The sequence below is a fragment of the Pseudoflavonifractor phocaeensis genome (genome assembly GCF_016901735.1).
Taxonomy (GTDB): domain Bacteria; phylum Bacillota; class Clostridia; order Oscillospirales; family Oscillospiraceae; genus Pseudoflavonifractor_A.
Map to the genome: position 1 here is coordinate 23,202 of NZ_JACLZC010000023.1, position 15,088 is coordinate 38,289.

A 15,088-nucleotide genomic window follows, 5' to 3' on the forward strand; every position below is an offset into this window, starting at 1 on the left:
GGGGGCCGCGATGGGGGCCGCCCAACTGTTCTTACTTGCTGCGCCAGGTGATCCTTCCCCGGGTCACATCGTAGGGAGACATCTGGACCGTCACCTTGTCGCCGGGCAGAATGCGGATGAAGTTCATCCGCAGCTTGCCGGAGATGTGCGCCAGAATGATGTGGCCGTTTCCGATGTCCACGCGGAACGTGGTGTTGGGAAGGGACTCAACCACGACGCCCTCCACTTCGATCATATCGTCTTTTGCCAAAGCGTCATACCCTCCTTAATTCCTCTCGGAAAGCGGCCAGCGCCCTCCTGAGTGCTCTGTCGGTCACCGGCTCTCCCATGCCGATCCGCTGGATGGCGGGGGAGAGATAACCGCCCCGATTCAGCACCGTCACATGGGCGGCCTTCTTCTTCTTGGGGTTGGAGACCTTCCGTCTCTTCCCGTCGGCCAGGAGCAGCAGTCCCGCTTCCTGGCCCAGCACACAGAAGATGCCGTCTTTGTCGTGTCCGGCGTCGGAGCGCACGATCCAACCGGTGTAGTCAATGACCATGCTTACTCTCCCGGATCGGTGAGCACTTCCGGCTCCCCGTCGGTGATGAGGATGGTGTTCTCATAGTGGGCGGCCAGGGAGCCGTCCACCGTGACGGTGGTCCACTTGTCCTTCAGGACCTTCACCCGCCAGTCGCCGGCGCACACCATGGGCTCCACGGCGATGGTCATGCCCGGCTGAAGCCGGGGACCGTGGCCGGCGGGCCCGAAGTTGGGCACCTCCGGCGCCTCGTGGAGATGCATCCCCACGCCGTGGCCCACGAAGTCGCGCACCACGGAAAAGCCGTTGGCCTCCACGTGCTTCTGCACTGCCCGGGAGATGTCATAGACCCGGTTGCCCGGCTTGGCCATGCGGAAGCCCTCCCAGAAGCTCTGCTCCGTTACTTCGATGAGCTTTTGAGCCTCGGGAGAGATCTGGCCGCAGGCAAAGGTGGCGGCGCAGTCCCCATGGAAGCCCTCCAGGCAGGCGCCCACGTCGATGCTGACGATGTCGCCCTCCACCAGCTTCCGATGGTCGGGGATGCCGTGAATCACCACGTCGTTGATGGAGATGCACGCCGAACCTGGGAAGCCGCCGTAGCCCAGAAAAGAGGGCCGGCCGCCGTGACGGACGATGAACTTGCGCACCGCCGCGTCGATCTCCAGGGTGGAGATCCCGGGACGCACCATGGAACCGGCCAGCGCCCGGGCCTGGGCGGTCAGCCGCCCGGCCCGGCGCATAAACTCGATCTCACGGGGCGATTTCAGAGAAATCATTTCCATCGACGGTCACTTCCCCAGCAGTTCCAGGATTTTATGGCTGGTCTCTTGGATCCCGCCCATATCGGGCACGATCTTCAGGACCCCTCTGGCCTGGTAGAAATCCTTCAGCGGCTCGGTCTCCCTGTGGTAGACCTCCAGGCGGTGCTTCACCGTCTCGGGGAGGTCGTCCTTCCGCTGCTCCAGCGCGCCGCCGCAGGCGTCGCACACCCCCTCCGCCTTGGGAGGGTTGGCTACCACATGGTAGGTGGCGCCGCAGCTGTGGCAGGTACGCCGGCCGGTCATGCGGGCTTCGATGACGCTGTCGGCGATCTCCAGCGAGAGGACGCCGTCAGCCTGAATGCCCGCCGCCTCCAGAGCCTCGGCCTGGGCGATGGTGCGGGGCACCCCGTCCAGGATAAAGCCGTCGGCGCAGTCCTCCTGAGCCAGCCGCTCCTCCAGGATGCCGATGATGACATCGTCGGGGACCAGCTTGCCCGCCTCCATGTAGGACTTGGCCTGGAGACCCACGGAGGTCCCGGCCTTCACGGCGGCACGGAGGATGTTGCCGGTAGAAATGGTCGGGATGTTCAGCTTACGGCTGATGATCTCGGCCTGGGTGCCCTTACCGGCGCCGGGCGCACCCAAAAGAATCAGCTTCATACTCATGCTGTTCGCCTCGCTTACTCGAGGAAGCCCTTATAATGCCGCATCAGCATCTGGGCCTCCATGGCCTTGACCGTCTCCAGCGCGACGCCCACCACAATGATGACGGAAGTACCGCCGATGGCAAGGGTGGAGTTGTCGATGATGCCGCCAATGACCAGAGGACAAATGGCGATCACAGAGAGGTAAATGGCGCCAAAGAAGGTGATCTTGTTAAGCACCTTGGCAATGAAGTCGGCGGTGGGCTTGCCGGGACGGAAGCCGGGGATAAAGCCGCCGTTCTTCTTGAGGTTGTTTGCCACCTCGATGGGATTGAACTGCATGGTGGAATAGAAATAGCTGAAGCCCAGGATCAGCAGGAAGTACACCACGATATACACGATACCGGTGGTGTCAAAGATCTTCAGGAAGGTGTTCCAGGCACTGCCCTCGGTCTGCGCGGACGGCACGAACATGCCGATGGTGGCAGGCAGGGAGGCAATGGCCTGGGCGAAGATGATGGGCATCACGCCGCTCATGTTCACCTTCAGGGGGATGTGGCTGGACTGACCGCCGTACATCTTGCGGCCCACCACGCGCTTGGCGTACTGGACGGGCACGCGGCGCTCAGCGTTCTGGATGAACACCACGAACACCACAAGCAGCAGCATACCGATGATGATGGCGGGCACCACCACGGGATGCAGCGCGCTGCTGCTGGTGGGGTCCTTCATCCAGGTCTGCACGCCGGAGATCATGCTCCAGATCATCGTGGGCGCACGGGACAGGATGCCGGCAAACAGGATGATGGAGATGCCGTTGCCGATGCCGAACTCGGTGATCTGCTCACCCAGCCACATGACAAAGGCGGAGCCGGCGGTAAAGGTCAGGATGATGACGATGGCCGCCCACCAGCTGGGCACGCCGGTGGTGTCCACGATGTTATAGGTGTTGCTGTTGATCAGCGTGTAGTAGCCAAAGCCCTGCAGCAGGCCGATGGCCACGGTGACATAACGGGTAATGGCGGCGATCTTTTTGCGGCCCTCTTCGCCGCCCTCCTTCTGGAGCCGCTCCAGAGCGGGGATGGCGACGGTCAGCAGCTGCACGATGATGGAGCTGTTGATATAGGGCTGCACGCCCAGCGCGAACACCGTCGCGTGGGAGAAGGCGGTTCCGTTCATGGTGCCCAGCAGACCAAAGATCGTGCCGCTCATCAGCGTCATCTGATTGGCCAGCGCCTCAGTGTTGATGAAGGGGACGGGCACCGCGGAACCAAGCCGGAAGACCAGAAGCGCAAAGATGGTAAAGAGGATCTTCTTGCGCAGATCAGGCACCTTCCAGGCGTTGCGTACCGTCTCGATCACTTAGATCACCTCGTACTTTCCGCCCGCCGCAACGATCTTCTCCTTGGCGGAGGCGGAAAACGCGGTGGCGCGTACGATGAGCTTCTTCTCCAGAGTGCCGTTGCCCAGCACCTTGACGCCGTGCTCACACTTGGAGAGGATGCCCTTCTCCAGCAGGTCGCAGACGTTGACGGTAGCGCCGTCCTCGAACTTGTTCAGGGAAGAGAGATTCACGATCTCCAGACGCTTGGCGAAAATGTTGTTGAAGCCGCGCTTGGGCAGACGGCGCACCAGAGGCATCTGGCCGCCTTCGAAGCCCACGCGGACGCCGCCGCCGGAGCGGGCCTTCTGGCCCTTCTGGCCACGGCCGGCAGTGGTGCCGTTGCCGGAGCCCTTACCGCGGCCCTTGCGGTAGGCCTTGGGGTTGGAACCGGGAGCGGGGGACAGTTCATGCAGATTCATTTCGGGCACCTCCTCACTGCTCCTCGGTCACCTGAAGCAGGTAACCGATGTGAGCGATCTTGCCGCGGGTGGCGGCGTTGTCGGGCTGGACGGTGGTGTCGCCGATCTTACGCAGCCCCAGGGCCTCGGCGGTCGCCTTATGCTTGGCGATGCGGCCGTTCAGGCTCTTGACCAGCTTGATGTTGATGTTAGCCATTGTGATCGGCCCTCCTTAACCTACGATCTCTTCCACGCTCTTGCCGCGGACACGGGCCACTTCCTCGGGGCTGCGCAGGGACTTCAGGCCGGCGAAGGTAGCGGAAACCACGTTCTGGGGGTTGTTAGAGCGCAGGCACTTGGCGCGGATGTCCTTGATGCCGGCCGCTTCCATCACGGCACGGACAGGACCGCCGGCGATGATACCGGTACCGGGGGCAGCGGGCTTGAGCAGCACGCGGCCGGCGCCGAACTCACCAATCACCTCGTGGGGGATGGTGGTGCCGGACAGAGACACGGTGCACATGTTCTTCTTGGCATCCTCGATGCCCTTGCGGATGGCCTCGGGCACTTCGGCGGCCTTGCCCAGACCGAAGCCCACCCGGCCCTTCTCGTCGCCCACCACCATGAGGGCGGCGAACTTGAAGATACGACCGCCCTTGACGGTCTTGCTGACGCGGTTCAGAGAAACGAGCTTCTCGGTGAACTCGCTGGGTTCTCTTTCAAATCTAGCCATGTTCGTTTTCTCCTCCCCTAATTAGAATTCCAGGCCGCCCTCGCGAGCGCCCTCAGCCAGGGCAGCGACCCGGCCGTGATAGACATAGCCGCCGCGGTCAAAGACCACGGTGGTGATGCCGGCGGCCTTGGCACGCTCGGCAACAGTCTGGCCAACCTTCTTGGCGGCCTCACAGTTGGAGCCCTTGCCCTCGAAGCCCTTCTCCAGGGAGGAAGCGGAGACCAGGGTCTTGCCCGCCACATCGTCGATGATCTGGGCGTAGATGTTGGTCTCGCTGCGGAACACGTTCAGACGGGGACGCTCGGGCGTGCCGGCAATCTTGGAACGGACACGCTTGTGGCGCTTAAGCCGCTGCGCCTTGGTATTGGGACGATTGATCATAGTGGCACACCTCCTTATTTCTTCTTGACGCCGGTCTTGCCTTCCTTGCGGCGGATGACCTCGTCGGTATATTTGATACCCTTGCCCTTGTAAGGCTCAGGGGGTCTTTTCTCTCTTACTTCAGCGGCAAACTGGCCCACCTGCTCCTTGCTGGCGCCGGAGATGATGATCTTGTTGGCGCTGGGAGTCTCGATGGTGATGCCCTCGGGGGCCTCCATGATGACCTGATGGGAGAAGCCCAGGTTCATGACCAGCTTCTTGCCGTCCATGGCCACACGATAGCCCACGCCGTTCACGTCCAGCTCCTTCTTGAAGCCGTCGGTCACGCCCACCACCATGTTGTGCAGCAGGGTGCGGGTCAGGCCGTGGAGGCTGCGGTTCTCCTTGGCGTCGTTGGGGCGGGTCACGTGGATCACGTTCTCCTCCTGCGCGATGCCCATGTTGGGATGGAACTGACGGGTCAGGGAACCCTTGGGGCCCTTCACGGTGATCAGGTTGCCGTCTTCGATCTTCACGTCCACACCGGCGGGGATGGAGATCGGCATTCTTCCGATTCTGCTCATTCTTTCTCCCTCCCTTACCACACGAACGCAAGGACCTCGCCGCCGACGTGAGCCGCACGCGCGGCCTTGTCGGTCATGACGCCCTTGGAAGTGGACACGATAGCGATACCCAGACCACGGATGACGCGGGGCAGCTCGTCAGCGCCAGCGTACACGCGGAGGCCGGGCTTGGACACGCGGCGGAGACCGGTGATGACCTTCTCCTTGCCGGCGTTGTACTTCAGGGTGATGCGGATCACGCCCTGAGTGCCGTCGTCGATCAGCTGGAAGTTCTTGATATAGCCTTCATCCAGCAGGATCTGCGCGATGGACTTCTTCATGTTGGACGCGGGAACGTCCACGGTGTCATGCTTTGCGTTGTTCGCGTTGCGGATGCGGGTCAGCATATCCGCAATGGGATCGGTGATATGCATGAGTGTTACCTCCTTTTAGAGTTACGGGCCCTTTACAGGCGTCCGTTAAGGCGGCAAGGTATCGGAGCTTGCAGGACTCCGACCTTTTAACCGTCTGCCAGAGAATTATTATATCGTGAAAACCCGGAAATGAAAAGGAAAAAGTGTCTCTTTCCGAAACTTTCGGAGAAATGCCCTACCCTTCCCGCCAGGTGGGGACCCACTTATTCATTTTTCACAGCCGAGCCGTCACAATCCAGGGGTTTTTCTCCTAAACGGAGAATTTCACTTTTTGAACCTCCGGGGACAGACGCCCGCGCCGGACCGGCTCAAAAAGCAATTTACGCAACGCAAGCGCCTGACGTGCTTTCACACGCCGGGCGCGGGCGCTTGCGTAAATTTTACGCTTTCCTGCTTACCAGGAAGCCTTTTTCACACCGGGGATCTGGCCCTTGTAAGCCAGCTCGCGGAAGCAGATACGGCAGATGCCGTAGTCCCGCAGGTAGGCGTGGGGGCGGCCGCAGATCTTGCAGCGGTTGTAGCGGCGGGTGGAGAACTTGGGCTCCGCCTGCTGCTTCAGGATCATAGACTTCTTAGCCATTACGTTCTCCTCCTTTAGCGGGCGAAGGGAGCGCCGATCAGGGTCAGCAGCTCCTTGGCCTCTTCATCGGTCTGAGCGGTGGTGCAGAACACGATGTCCATGCCGCGGATCTTGTCGATCTTGTCGTACTCGATCTCGGGGAAGATCAGCTGCTCCTTGATGCCCAGCGCGTAGTTGCCGCGGCCGTCAAAGGCGTTGGGGTTGATGCCGCGGAAGTCGCGCACGCGGGGGAGGGCCACGTTGAACAGGCGGTCCACAAACTCCCACATACGGTCGCCCCGCAGGGTGACCTTGGCGCCGATGGGCATACCCTCACGGACCTTAAAGTTAGCCACGGACTTCTTGGCCTTGGTGATGATGGCCTTCTGGCCGGTGATCTTGGTCAGATCGCCCACCACGGACTCCAGCACCTTGGCGTTGTCCCGGGCCTCGCCGCAGCCGCAGTTGACCACGATCTTGTCCAGGCGGGGGATCTGCATGGTGGACTTGTAGCCGAACTTCTGCATGAGGGCAGGAGCGACCTCGGCCTGGTACTTCGCCTTCAGATTGGGCATTTTCTTATCAGCCATTGTCTATACTCCTCCTCTCTCAGATCTCGGCGCCGCACTTCTTGCAGATGCGGACCTTCTTGTCGCCCTCGACCTTGTGGCCGATGCGGGTGGGCTTGTTGCACTTGGGGCACACGCGCTGCACCTTGCAGGCGTAGATGGGGGCTTCCTTCTTCACGATGCCGCTCTGCTCGCCCTGACGGCGGGCCTTCTGGTGGCGGGTCACCACGTTGACCTTCTCCACCACGACCTTGCTCTCCTTGGGCATGACCTCCAGAACGGCGCCCTGCTTGCCCTTGTCCTTGCCGGACAGGACGACGACCACGTCGCCCTTCTTGATGCTCATTTTCTTCATCTTTACACCTACCCCCTTACAGCACTTCGGGAGCCAGGGACAGGATCTTCATGTAATCCTTGTCGCGCAGCTCGCGGGCCACGGGCCCAAAGATACGGGTACCGCGGGGATTCTTGTCCTCCTTGATGAGGACGGCGGCGTTGTCGTCAAAGCGGACGTAGCTGCCGTCGCTGCGGCGGACACCCTTGGCAGAGCGGACGATGACGGCCTTGACCACTTCGCCCTTCTTCACGGTGCCGCCGGGCTGGGCCTTGCGCACCGAAGCGACGATCACGTCGCCGATGTTGCCATACTTGCGCTTGGAGCCGCCCAGCACACGGATGGTCTTAATCTCCTTGGCGCCGGTATTGTCGGCAACCTTCAGATAGGATTCCTGCTGAATCATAACGGCACCTCCTTACTTCGCCTTCTCGATGATCTCGACCACGCGCCAGCGCTTGTCCTTGGACAGGGGGCGGGTCTCCATGACCTTCACGCGATCGCCCACGCCGCACTCGTTGTTGGCGTCGTGCGCCTTCAGCTTGTAGGTCCGCTTGACGATCTTCTTATACAAGGGGTGAGCCACACGGTCGGCGATGGCCACCACAACGGTCTTATCCATCTTATCGGAGACCACCAGGCCGACTCTGGTCTTGCGGGAAGAAGTTCTGTTTTCCATGTTTGTTTCCTCCTCCTTCTATTATCGGCCGGCGAGCTGCTGCTCGCGCAGGATGGTCTTGACTCGGGCGATGTCGCGCTTGACCTCGGCGATCTTCATGGGGTTCTCAAGCTGATTGGTGGCATGCTGAAGACGGAGCTGGAACAGGTCCTTCTTCAGATCGCCCAGCTTGCTGTTGAGCTCCTCAGCGCTCATCTTGCGGACTTCATTTGCCTTCATCATTCTTCACCACCAATCTCGGTCTCGGCGGTCTGCTTGGCCACGATCTTGCACTTGACGGGCAGCTTGTGGGAAGCCAGACGCAGGGCCTCGCGGGCGACCTCCTCGGAGACGCCGGCGATCTCGAACATCACACGGCCGGGCTTGACCACGGCCACCCAGTACTCGGGGGAGCCCTTACCGGAACCCATGCGGGTCTCGGCGGGCTTCTCGGTGATGGGCTTATCGGGGAAGATCTTGATCCACACCTTACCGCCACGCTTGGTGTGACGGGTCATGGCGATACGGGCGGCCTCGATCTGGTTGCTGGTGATCCAGCTGGGCTCGGTGGCCTGAAGGCCCCACTCACCGTAGGTCACGGTATTGCCCTTGAGGGCCTTGCCCTTCATGCGGCCGCGGTGCACGCGGCGGTACTTCACTCTCTTAGGCAGCAGCATTAGTTGGAGCCTCCTTCCTTCTGAGCATTGCCGGCGGGGCGGTTGCCGCCCTGACGGAAGCCGCCCTGGGGACGGCCGGTGTTGTTATTGTTGCGGTTGAAGCCACCCTGACGGAAGCCCCCGCGGCGGTCGCCGTCGCGGCGGCGGGGACGGTCAGGACGCTCCTTGAAGTTCTTGGTGTCCAGGGTGCGGGGGGTGGTCCGCAGGGTCTGGGTGAGCACCTCGCCCTTGTAGATCCACACCTTCACGCCGATGCGGCCGTAGGTGGTGGCAGCCTCGGCGAAGCCGTAGTCGATGTCGGCGCGGAGGGTCTGCAGGGGAATGGTGCCGTCGTGATAGTGCTCGGTGCGGGCGATCTCAGCGCCGCCCAGACGGCCGGACACGCAGGTCTTGATGCCGCGGGCGCCGGCGCGCATGGCGCGGCCCATGGCGTTCTTCATGGCGCGGCGGAAGCCGATGCGCTTCTCCAGCTGCTGGGCGATGTTCTCGGCCACCAGCTGGGCGTCCATGTCGATATTCTTGACCTCAACGATGTTGAGGGCCACGCTCTTGCCGATCATCTTCTCCAGGGTCAGGCGCAGGCGCTCGATGTCGGCGCCGCCCTTGCCGATGACCACGCCGGGACGGGCGCAGTGCAGGTAGATGCGCACCTTGGCGTTGTCGCGCTCGATCTCGATCTTGGGAATACCGGCAGAGTACAGGGTCTTCTTCAGGTAATCGCGGATCTTCTTATCCTCCACCAGCAGGTCGCCGACCTTCTCGTTGCGGGCGTACCAGCGGGAGTCCCAGTCCTTAATGACACCCACGCGCAGACCGTGGGGATTCACTTTCTGTCCCATATTCTTCCTCCTCCCTTAGCGCTCGCTCACCGCGACGGTGATGTGAGAAGTCCGCTTGTTGATCCGATAGGCGCGGCCCTGGGCGCGGGGCATCATCCGCTTGATGATGGGGCCGGGGGCGGCGTAAGTGGTGGACACATACAGCTTCTCGGGGTCCATCTGGTGATTGTTTTCGGCGTTGGCCGCGGCGCTCTTGAGCACCTTGAGCAGCAGCTCGGAGGCCGCCTTGGGGGTGGCCATCAGAATGGCGGTCGCCTCAGCCACACTCTTGCCGCGGATCAGATCGCAGACGATCTGAACCTTGCGGGGAGAGATGCGGGCATATTTCAGAACAGCTTTCGCTTCCATTTATCTCTCTCCTCCTTACTTGCCGGACTTGGCCCCGGCGTGGCCGCGGAAGGTGCGGGTGGGGGCGAACTCGCCCAGCTTGTGGCCCACCATATCCTCGGTCACATAGACGGGGACATGCTTGCGGCCGTCGTGGACGGCGAAGGTGTGGCCCACGAAAGAGGGGAAGATGGTGGAGGCGCGGCTCCAGGTCTTGAGGACCTTCTTCTCGCCGGTCTCGTTCATTTCGTCGACCCGCTTCAGCAGCTCGGGGGCGCAAAACGGGCCTTTCTTGATGCTTCTGGACATGTTTTACAACCTCCTTACTTGGCGTTACGGTGCTTGACGATGAACTTCTCGGTGCGGTTCTTACCCTTGCGGGTCTTGTAGCCCATGGCGGGCTTGCCCCAAGGAGTGACAGGGCCGGGACGGCCGACCGGGCTCTTGCCCTCGCCGCCGCCGTGGGGGTGGTCATTGGGGTTCATGACGGAGCCGCGGACGGTGGGACGCCAGCCCATGTGACGCTTGCGGCCGGCCTTACCGATCTGGATGTTCTCGTGCTCGATGTTGCCCACCTGACCGATGGTGGCCAGGCAGTCCAGGCGGACGTAGCGCACCTCGCCGGAGGGGAGGCGGACCTGAGCCATGCCGTTCTCCTTGGCCATGAGCTGAGCGGCCTCGCCGGCGGCGCGCACCAGCTGGGCGCCCTTGCCGGGATAGAGCTCGATGTTGTGGATCATGGTACCCACGGGGATGTTGGCGATGGGCAGGCAGTTGCCGGGCAGGATGTCGGAGTCGGGGCCGGTCATGATGATGTGGCCGGCCTTCATGCCGACGGTGGCCAGGATATAGCGCTTCTCGCCGTCCTCATACTGGATGAGGGCGATGTTGGCGGAGCGGTTGGGATCGTACTCCAGGCGGAGCACAGTGGCCTTGCCCTGCTTGTCGCGCTTGAAGTCGATGATGCGGTACTTCTTCTTGTTGCCGCCGCCGCGATGACGGACGGTGATGCGGCCGTAGCTGTTGCGGCCGGAGTTCTTCTTCAGGACCTCGGTCAGGCTGCGCTCGGGCTTGGCCTTCTTGTCGATCCCCTCGAAGGCAGACACGGTCATGTGGCGCCGGGAGGGGGTAGTGGGCTTGTAAGTCTTGATAGCCATTTCTCGTTACCTCCTTACACCATGCCCTCGAAGAACTCGATGGTCTTGGAGTCCTCGGTGAGGGTGACGATCGCCTTCTTGAAGGAGGGACGGCGGCCGGCGGGATAACGGCCGGTGCGCTTGAGCTTGCCCTCCATGTTAATGGTGTTGACCTTGGAGACCTTCACGCCGAAGATCTCTTCCACGGCCTTGCCGATCTCGATCTTGTTCGCGCTCTTATCCACCAGGAAAGTGTACTTCCGGTCCTGGGTCAGGGCCATGGACTTCTCGGTGATAACGGGGCGCTTGATGATATCATAAGCGTTGGCAGCCATTACGCGAACACCTCCTCGATCACGGCCAGGGCGGCCTTATCCACGATGAACTGCTTGGCGTTCACGATGTCGTAAACGCTGAGGATCTTGGCGGTGGTGGTCACCACGCCGGGGATGTTCCGGGCGGAGAGCACCACGTTCTCGTTGACCTCGGGGGTCACGACCACGGCCTTGCCGGCGCCCAGGTTGTCCAGGAAGGACTTCATGGTCTTGGTCTTGATCTCGTCCAGGTTCAGGCCGTCCACAACGATGACGTTGCCCTCGGCGGCCTTGGCGGAGAGAGCGGACTTCAGGGCCAGGCGGCGGACCTTCTTATTGACGGAATAGCGGTAGGAGCGGGGCTTGGGAGCAAAGACGATACCGCCGTGGGTCCACTGGGGGGCGCGGGTGGAACCCTGACGGGCACGGCCGGTGCCCTTCTGGCGCCAGGGCTTGATGCCGCCGCCGGAGACCTCGGCGCGGGTCAGAGCGGACTGGGTACCCTGGCGGCAGTTGGCCAGGTGATTTTTCACGACTTCGTGCACAACGGCCACGTTGGGCTCGATCCCGAAGATGGCATCGGAGAGCTCCACCTCACCGACCTTAGCGCCGGTCATGTTCACAACAGTTGCCTTAGGCATTTGGTTTCTCTCCTTTCTTCTTAGCGGTTACGCGCAGAGGCCTTCTGGGGATTGACGCGAGCGGAAGCCTTCTGCGGGTTGGTGCTGATCGCAGCAGCAGCGCCCTTCTCCTTGACGTTGATCACGGAGTTGCGCAGATAGACCACGCCGCCCTTGGGGCCGGGGATGGCGCCCCGCACGGCGATGATACCCAGCTCGGGGTCGACCTTGATGACGTCCAGATTCAGCACGGTGACCTGCTCACAGCCCATGTGGCCGGCGCCAATCTTGCCCTTGAAGATACGGGAAGGATCGGTGGCGGGGCCCATGGAGCCGGCGTGACGGTGCACAGGGCCGGTACCGTGGGTTTCCTTCAGGCGGTGGGCGCCATGACGCTTGATGACGCCGGCGTAGCCCTTACCTTTGCTGATGCCGGTCACGTCCACGCGGTCGCCGGCGGCGAACACGTCGGCCTTGACCTCGTCGCCCACATTCATCTCAGCGGCGCCGCTGAGCTTGAACTCCTTGAGCACCTTCTTGGGGCCGACGCCGGCCTTCTTCAGGTGACCCATCTCAGGCTTGGTGAGCTTGCGCTCGGCCACGTCCTCGTAGCCCAGCTGCACGGCGGTATAGCCGTCCTTTTCCTCGGTCTTTTTCTGCACCACGGTGCAGGGGCCCGCCTCGATGACGGTGACCGGGATGACCTTGCCGGCTTCGTCGAAGATCTGCGTCATGCCGACCTTCTTGCCGATAATGGCCTTTTCCATGTTTTTTCCTCCTTATAAAAGGTTATTGGTTGGGCGAGTTGAGCATTGGACTCTCATTGCTCGGCCAACTTGACCCGTCCGCCTCAAAAACGCGGCGGACTGCGGTGCAAACAAAGGAATGGGGATTTTGGCTTACAGCTTGATCTCGATCTCGACGCCGGCGGGGAGCTCCAGGCTCATCAGGGCCTCGACGGTCTTGGGGGAGGGCTTGATGATGTCGATCAGGCGCTTGTGGGTGCGGCGCTCGAACTGCTCACGGCTGTCCTTGTACTTATGGACGGCGCGAAGGATGGTGACGACCTCCTTCTTGGTGGGCAGGGGGATGGGGCCGGAGACGGTAGCGCCGGTGCGCTTGGCGGTCTCAACGATCTTCTCAGCGCTCTGGTCGATGAGCTGGTGATCATAAGCCTTCAGCCGGATGCGGATCATTTCTTTCTGAGCTGCCATGGTGTGTTCCTCCTTAAAACATACGAAGTTATGCTTTCCACCGGGCGTCTGGTGAGAGGCTGGCGTCCGGTTTCTCCTGGTTCCGTGCGCGCTTCGTACGGTGAGAAATCTTCTGTACACGGTTTCGTGCGTATCATTCCGTGGCATGAAGAAAACCGGCTCGACAAGCAGGCCGGTTTCTCCATGCACGACGATATACGCATGCACAGAGCTTCTCAGCCGCCCGATTCTAGCTCGGACATACTCCGCGGAAGTTACCGGCAAAGCCGCAATCTCCCGCATCATCGCAGGTGCGCCCTTTTCAGGCGCTCCACTATGATACTATATCCCCCACAAAAAGTCAAGGAATTTGTATCACTTTTTCCTCTGTCTTTCCGCCGATATCCGGGGACTTTCCCGCTTTTTCTTTGTGCATCCTGGCTCAGAGGGTCTCTCGCAGGGCCTGGCGCACCAGGGGGAGCATGGCGTCCCCGTCGATCTTTTCCCCCGTAAAGTGCTCCAGGGCAAAAATCGCCTGCCAGATGAGCATCCCCAGGCCGTTGAGGGTGCGGTGTCCGGCGCGGCGGGCCGTTTGGAGCAAACAGGTCTCGTCGGGGCTGTAAATCACGTCGCACACCGCCGCCTCCGGGGGAAGGGCCTCCAGAAAAGAGAGGTCCTCAAACTGACTGCCGGTGCCGTCCATCCCCAGGTTGGTGCAGTTGACGACGAGGTCGGCCTCTTCCGCCAAACGGCACAGCGTATCCCGGTCGAATCCGGCGGGTGTCAGCCGTCCGGCGCCGTCCTTGGCGCAGAGGGCCGCCGCCTTCTCCACGGTACGGTTTGCCACAAAAACGCTCCGCGCTTTACCGGCCTGGACCAGCTTGGGGGCCACCGCCTTGGCGGCTCCCCCCGCTCCCAGAACGAGCACCTTCTTCCCTTCCGTCTCCACGCCCGCCTGATGGAGGGAGGCCAGAAATCCCCGTCCGTCAGTATTATAGCCGTAATAGCTTCCCGCACGGACGGCCACTGTATTCACCGTGCCGTACATGGCCGCGTCCTCGTCCAGATGGTCCATCAGAGGCACCAGCGCCTCCTTGTGGGGCATGGTGGCGTTAAAACCCGCATATCCGCAAAAAGCGGCGCACCGCAGCCACTCCGCCGTCTTTCCCCGGGGCACAGGCTGGCACAGATAGACATAATCCAGCCCCAGGGCCTTTATCATGGTGTTTTGGATCAGCGGCGACTTGGAGTGTCCCACCGGGTCGCCGATGACACAGAGCTTTTGGGTGGTGTTTTGCAGATGTACTTCCATTACGGTTTCTCCTTTTTTTGCCCGTCGGCGGCAGACTGGGGCGGTTCCGCCTCTCCCTGGGGGGAGGGCAGCAGGGCGTTGACCACAAAAGCCACCGCCACACCCAGCACCGTCTCAATGATGCGGGCGGCGGCATAGGCGTACCGGTCGCCGCCGGATACCCGGGTAATCAAAATGACACAGGGCAAAATGCAGGCCATGCCGCAGGCTGTGGGCCGTTTGATGACCAGGCATACCCAGACGCCCGCCACGCAGACCAGTCCCAACACCACAATTTTGACCGCCGGATGGTCCAGATATTCGCCCAGCGTCAGCGCCAGAATGCCCAGCGCGCCGCCCACCGCCACGCCGATGAAGCGGGAAACCCCCTGATAAATGGTCTGTCCCAGGGAGCTCTGCATACAGATGATGCAGGCAATACAGGCGTAGCTGGGACCCAGCTGGCCCCAGATTCCGCCATAATCCGTGTGATAAATCAGATTGAAGGGCACAAAAATCGCGTAAGAGATCATCACCGCCAGCGCGGTCTTAATGGTTCTCAATCCCACCTTGGGAAGGTGTGGTCTGGACATGTCTGCCTCCTTTCTTTTATGGCTATGATTTTGCTATCTCTACTAAATGATCCGTTTCCCATTCTCCTGCCGGGACGGCCCTGCGCGGGCGGCGCCAGGCCCCGCAGCGTTAAAAAATGTGCCGGTGGCACATTTTTAGCGGAGGCCGAGCGGCTATGCCGCGAGGAGGGAAGCAAAGGCAAC

28 protein-coding genes are annotated in these 15,088 nt (G+C 61.6%); all 28 read right to left on the minus strand.

All coding sequences use genetic code 11. From position 1 onward, the window contains the following. Window positions 1-31 precede the first annotated feature (31 nt). Window positions 32-250, minus strand: a complete 219-nt coding sequence (gene infA / locus H7U37_RS06775) for a translation initiation factor IF-1 (protein WP_087259922.1) — start codon at window positions 248-250, stop codon at window positions 32-34. Between the two features lie 4 nt (window positions 251-254). Further along, on the minus strand, window positions 255-539 hold the full coding sequence (locus H7U37_RS06780) for a KOW domain-containing RNA-binding protein (RefSeq protein WP_204874648.1): 285 nt from the start codon (window positions 537-539) through the stop codon (window positions 255-257). Window positions 540-541: 2 nt separating this feature from the next. Then, a complete protein-coding gene (map, locus tag H7U37_RS06785) occupies window positions 542-1,294 on the minus strand; it encodes a type I methionyl aminopeptidase (RefSeq protein ID WP_204874676.1) in 753 nt (250 codons plus the stop codon). 12 nt (window positions 1,295-1,306) lie between these two features. Next, window positions 1,307-1,939 carry an adenylate kinase gene (locus H7U37_RS06790; protein ID WP_204874677.1) on the minus strand — a complete coding sequence of 211 codons (633 nt, stop codon included), beginning with the start codon at window positions 1,937-1,939 and terminating at the stop codon, window positions 1,307-1,309. Window positions 1,940-1,959: 20 nt separating this feature from the next. Beyond that, entirely contained in the window at window positions 1,960-3,285 is a 1,326-nt protein-coding gene (gene secY, locus H7U37_RS06795; protein ID WP_204874651.1) for a preprotein translocase subunit SecY, read from the minus strand. Beyond that, on the minus strand, window positions 3,286-3,726 hold the full coding sequence (gene rplO / locus H7U37_RS06800) for a 50S ribosomal protein L15 (protein WP_204874652.1): 441 nt from the start codon (window positions 3,724-3,726) through the stop codon (window positions 3,286-3,288). Window positions 3,727-3,739: 13 nt separating this feature from the next. Continuing rightward, a complete protein-coding gene (gene rpmD / locus H7U37_RS06805; protein WP_161846491.1) occupies window positions 3,740-3,922 on the minus strand; it encodes a 50S ribosomal protein L30 in 183 nt (60 codons plus the stop codon). A gap of 15 nt (window positions 3,923-3,937) precedes the next feature. After that, window positions 3,938-4,438 carry a 30S ribosomal protein S5 gene (gene rpsE, locus H7U37_RS06810; RefSeq protein ID WP_204874653.1) on the minus strand — a complete coding sequence of 167 codons (501 nt, stop codon included), beginning with the start codon at window positions 4,436-4,438 and terminating at the stop codon, window positions 3,938-3,940. A 21-nt stretch (window positions 4,439-4,459) separates the two neighbouring features. Continuing rightward, entirely contained in the window at window positions 4,460-4,819 is a 360-nt protein-coding gene (gene rplR, locus H7U37_RS06815) for a 50S ribosomal protein L18 (protein WP_204874654.1), read from the minus strand. 14 nt (window positions 4,820-4,833) lie between these two features. After that, a complete protein-coding gene (gene rplF / locus H7U37_RS06820) occupies window positions 4,834-5,382 on the minus strand; it encodes a 50S ribosomal protein L6 (RefSeq protein ID WP_204874655.1) in 549 nt (182 codons plus the stop codon). A 14-nt stretch (window positions 5,383-5,396) separates the two neighbouring features. Then, window positions 5,397-5,795 (minus strand): 30S ribosomal protein S8, encoded by a 399-nt coding sequence (rpsH, locus tag H7U37_RS06825; protein ID WP_204874656.1) that lies wholly within the window; start codon window positions 5,793-5,795, stop codon window positions 5,397-5,399. A 394-nt stretch (window positions 5,796-6,189) separates the two neighbouring features. Then, window positions 6,190-6,375, minus strand: a complete 186-nt coding sequence (locus H7U37_RS06830) for a type Z 30S ribosomal protein S14 (RefSeq protein WP_006573415.1) — start codon at window positions 6,373-6,375, stop codon at window positions 6,190-6,192. Window positions 6,376-6,389: 14 nt separating this feature from the next. After that, a complete protein-coding gene (rplE, locus tag H7U37_RS06835) occupies window positions 6,390-6,929 on the minus strand; it encodes a 50S ribosomal protein L5 (RefSeq protein WP_204874678.1) in 540 nt (179 codons plus the stop codon). Window positions 6,930-6,963: 34 nt separating this feature from the next. Beyond that, complete coding sequence (gene rplX, locus H7U37_RS06840) at window positions 6,964-7,278, minus strand: 50S ribosomal protein L24 (protein WP_243413636.1); 315 nt, start codon at window positions 7,276-7,278, stop codon at window positions 6,964-6,966. Window positions 7,279-7,294: 16 nt separating this feature from the next. Beyond that, window positions 7,295-7,663: a 50S ribosomal protein L14 gene (gene rplN / locus H7U37_RS06845; protein WP_204874657.1), complete on the minus strand. Its 369-nt coding sequence runs from the start codon at window positions 7,661-7,663 to the stop codon at window positions 7,295-7,297. 12 nt (window positions 7,664-7,675) lie between these two features. After that, the gene (gene rpsQ, locus H7U37_RS06850; protein ID WP_204874658.1) at window positions 7,676-7,936 is read right to left on the minus strand and encodes a 30S ribosomal protein S17; all 261 of its coding nucleotides are present in this window, start codon (window positions 7,934-7,936) and stop codon (window positions 7,676-7,678) included. 21 nt (window positions 7,937-7,957) lie between these two features. Further along, window positions 7,958-8,155 carry a 50S ribosomal protein L29 gene (gene rpmC, locus H7U37_RS06855; RefSeq protein ID WP_204874682.1) on the minus strand — a complete coding sequence of 66 codons (198 nt, stop codon included), beginning with the start codon at window positions 8,153-8,155 and terminating at the stop codon, window positions 7,958-7,960. Then, entirely contained in the window at window positions 8,155-8,592 is a 438-nt protein-coding gene (gene rplP, locus H7U37_RS06860) for a 50S ribosomal protein L16 (RefSeq protein ID WP_204874659.1), read from the minus strand. The genes rpmC and rplP overlap by 1 nt, the downstream gene beginning before the upstream one ends. Then, window positions 8,592-9,431 carry a 30S ribosomal protein S3 gene (rpsC, locus tag H7U37_RS06865; RefSeq protein ID WP_204874660.1) on the minus strand — a complete coding sequence of 280 codons (840 nt, stop codon included), beginning with the start codon at window positions 9,429-9,431 and terminating at the stop codon, window positions 8,592-8,594. Before rpsC ends, rplP begins: the two co-directional genes overlap by 1 nt. Window positions 9,432-9,446: 15 nt before the next feature. Next, window positions 9,447-9,779 (minus strand): 50S ribosomal protein L22, encoded by a 333-nt coding sequence (gene rplV / locus H7U37_RS06870; protein ID WP_204874662.1) that lies wholly within the window; start codon window positions 9,777-9,779, stop codon window positions 9,447-9,449. A 15-nt stretch (window positions 9,780-9,794) separates the two neighbouring features. Next, a complete protein-coding gene (gene rpsS / locus H7U37_RS06875) occupies window positions 9,795-10,067 on the minus strand; it encodes a 30S ribosomal protein S19 (RefSeq protein WP_204874664.1) in 273 nt (90 codons plus the stop codon). Between the two features lie 14 nt (window positions 10,068-10,081). Continuing rightward, a complete protein-coding gene (gene rplB / locus H7U37_RS06880; protein ID WP_204874666.1) occupies window positions 10,082-10,915 on the minus strand; it encodes a 50S ribosomal protein L2 in 834 nt (277 codons plus the stop codon). Window positions 10,916-10,929: 14 nt separating this feature from the next. Further along, the gene (rplW, locus tag H7U37_RS06885; protein ID WP_204874668.1) at window positions 10,930-11,229 is read right to left on the minus strand and encodes a 50S ribosomal protein L23; all 300 of its coding nucleotides are present in this window, start codon (window positions 11,227-11,229) and stop codon (window positions 10,930-10,932) included. Next, window positions 11,229-11,849 (minus strand): 50S ribosomal protein L4, encoded by a 621-nt coding sequence (rplD, locus tag H7U37_RS06890; RefSeq protein WP_204874670.1) that lies wholly within the window; start codon window positions 11,847-11,849, stop codon window positions 11,229-11,231. The genes rplW and rplD overlap by 1 nt, the downstream gene beginning before the upstream one ends. A 20-nt stretch (window positions 11,850-11,869) precedes the next feature. Next, window positions 11,870-12,595 carry a 50S ribosomal protein L3 gene (rplC, locus tag H7U37_RS06895; protein ID WP_204874671.1) on the minus strand — a complete coding sequence of 242 codons (726 nt, stop codon included), beginning with the start codon at window positions 12,593-12,595 and terminating at the stop codon, window positions 11,870-11,872. A 132-nt stretch (window positions 12,596-12,727) separates the two neighbouring features. After that, on the minus strand, window positions 12,728-13,042 hold the full coding sequence (gene rpsJ / locus H7U37_RS06900; RefSeq protein WP_204874672.1) for a 30S ribosomal protein S10: 315 nt from the start codon (window positions 13,040-13,042) through the stop codon (window positions 12,728-12,730). Between the two features lie 421 nt (window positions 13,043-13,463). Further along, window positions 13,464-14,333, minus strand: coding sequence for a shikimate dehydrogenase (gene aroE, locus H7U37_RS06905; protein WP_204874673.1), 870 nt, complete (start codon window positions 14,331-14,333; stop codon window positions 13,464-13,466). After that, on the minus strand, window positions 14,333-14,905 hold the full coding sequence (locus tag H7U37_RS06910) for an FUSC family protein (protein WP_204874674.1): 573 nt from the start codon (window positions 14,903-14,905) through the stop codon (window positions 14,333-14,335). Before H7U37_RS06910 ends, aroE begins: the two co-directional genes overlap by 1 nt. Window positions 14,906-15,088 lie beyond the last annotated feature (183 nt).

Bases quoted from the DNA above. Each gene is read 5' to 3' on its own strand.
- H7U37_RS06780 (WP_204874648.1), bottom strand. From the start codon at position 539: ATGGTCATTGACTACACCGGTTGGATCGTGCGCTCCGACGCCGGACAC.
- map (WP_204874676.1), bottom strand. From the start codon at position 1,294: ATGATTTCTCTGAAATCGCCCCGTGAGATCGAGTTTATGCGCCGGGCC.
- H7U37_RS06790 (WP_204874677.1), bottom strand. From the start codon at position 1,939: ATGAAGCTGATTCTTTTGGGTGCGCCCGGCGCCGGTAAGGGCACCCAG.
- rplO (WP_204874652.1), bottom strand. From the start codon at position 3,726: ATGAATCTGCATGAACTGTCCCCCGCTCCCGGTTCCAACCCCAAGGCC.
- rpmD (WP_161846491.1), bottom strand. From the start codon at position 3,922: ATGGCTAACATCAACATCAAGCTGGTCAAGAGCCTGAACGGCCGCATC.
- rpsE (WP_204874653.1), bottom strand. From the start codon at position 4,438: ATGGCTAGATTTGAAAGAGAACCCAGCGAGTTCACCGAGAAGCTCGTT.
- rplR (WP_204874654.1), bottom strand. From the start codon at position 4,819: ATGATCAATCGTCCCAATACCAAGGCGCAGCGGCTTAAGCGCCACAAG.
- rplF (WP_204874655.1), bottom strand. From the start codon at position 5,382: ATGAGCAGAATCGGAAGAATGCCGATCTCCATCCCCGCCGGTGTGGAC.
- rpsH (WP_204874656.1), bottom strand. From the start codon at position 5,795: ATGCATATCACCGATCCCATTGCGGATATGCTGACCCGCATCCGCAAC.
- H7U37_RS06830 (WP_006573415.1), bottom strand. From the start codon at position 6,375: ATGGCTAAGAAGTCTATGATCCTGAAGCAGCAGGCGGAGCCCAAGTTC.
- rplE (WP_204874678.1), bottom strand. From the start codon at position 6,929: ATGCCCAATCTGAAGGCGAAGTACCAGGCCGAGGTCGCTCCTGCCCTC.
- rplX (WP_243413636.1), bottom strand. From the start codon at position 7,278: ATGAAGAAAATGAGCATCAAGAAGGGCGACGTGGTCGTCGTCCTGTCC.
- rplN (WP_204874657.1), bottom strand. From the start codon at position 7,663: ATGATTCAGCAGGAATCCTATCTGAAGGTTGCCGACAATACCGGCGCC.
- rpsQ (WP_204874658.1), bottom strand. From the start codon at position 7,936: ATGGAAAACAGAACTTCTTCCCGCAAGACCAGAGTCGGCCTGGTGGTC.
- rpmC (WP_204874682.1), bottom strand. From the start codon at position 8,155: ATGAAGGCAAATGAAGTCCGCAAGATGAGCGCTGAGGAGCTCAACAGC.
- rplP (WP_204874659.1), bottom strand. From the start codon at position 8,592: ATGCTGCTGCCTAAGAGAGTGAAGTACCGCCGCGTGCACCGCGGCCGC.
- rpsC (WP_204874660.1), bottom strand. From the start codon at position 9,431: ATGGGACAGAAAGTGAATCCCCACGGTCTGCGCGTGGGTGTCATTAAG.
- rplV (WP_204874662.1), bottom strand. From the start codon at position 9,779: ATGGAAGCGAAAGCTGTTCTGAAATATGCCCGCATCTCTCCCCGCAAG.
- rpsS (WP_204874664.1), bottom strand. From the start codon at position 10,067: ATGTCCAGAAGCATCAAGAAAGGCCCGTTTTGCGCCCCCGAGCTGCTG.
- rplB (WP_204874666.1), bottom strand. From the start codon at position 10,915: ATGGCTATCAAGACTTACAAGCCCACTACCCCCTCCCGGCGCCACATG.
- rplW (WP_204874668.1), bottom strand. From the start codon at position 11,229: ATGGCTGCCAACGCTTATGATATCATCAAGCGCCCCGTTATCACCGAG.
- rplD (WP_204874670.1), bottom strand. From the start codon at position 11,849: ATGCCTAAGGCAACTGTTGTGAACATGACCGGCGCTAAGGTCGGTGAG.
- rplC (WP_204874671.1), bottom strand. From the start codon at position 12,595: ATGGAAAAGGCCATTATCGGCAAGAAGGTCGGCATGACGCAGATCTTC.
- rpsJ (WP_204874672.1), bottom strand. From the start codon at position 13,042: ATGGCAGCTCAGAAAGAAATGATCCGCATCCGGCTGAAGGCTTATGAT.
- aroE (WP_204874673.1), bottom strand. From the start codon at position 14,333: ATGGAAGTACATCTGCAAAACACCACCCAAAAGCTCTGTGTCATCGGC.
- H7U37_RS06910 (WP_204874674.1), bottom strand. From the start codon at position 14,905: ATGTCCAGACCACACCTTCCCAAGGTGGGATTGAGAACCATTAAGACC.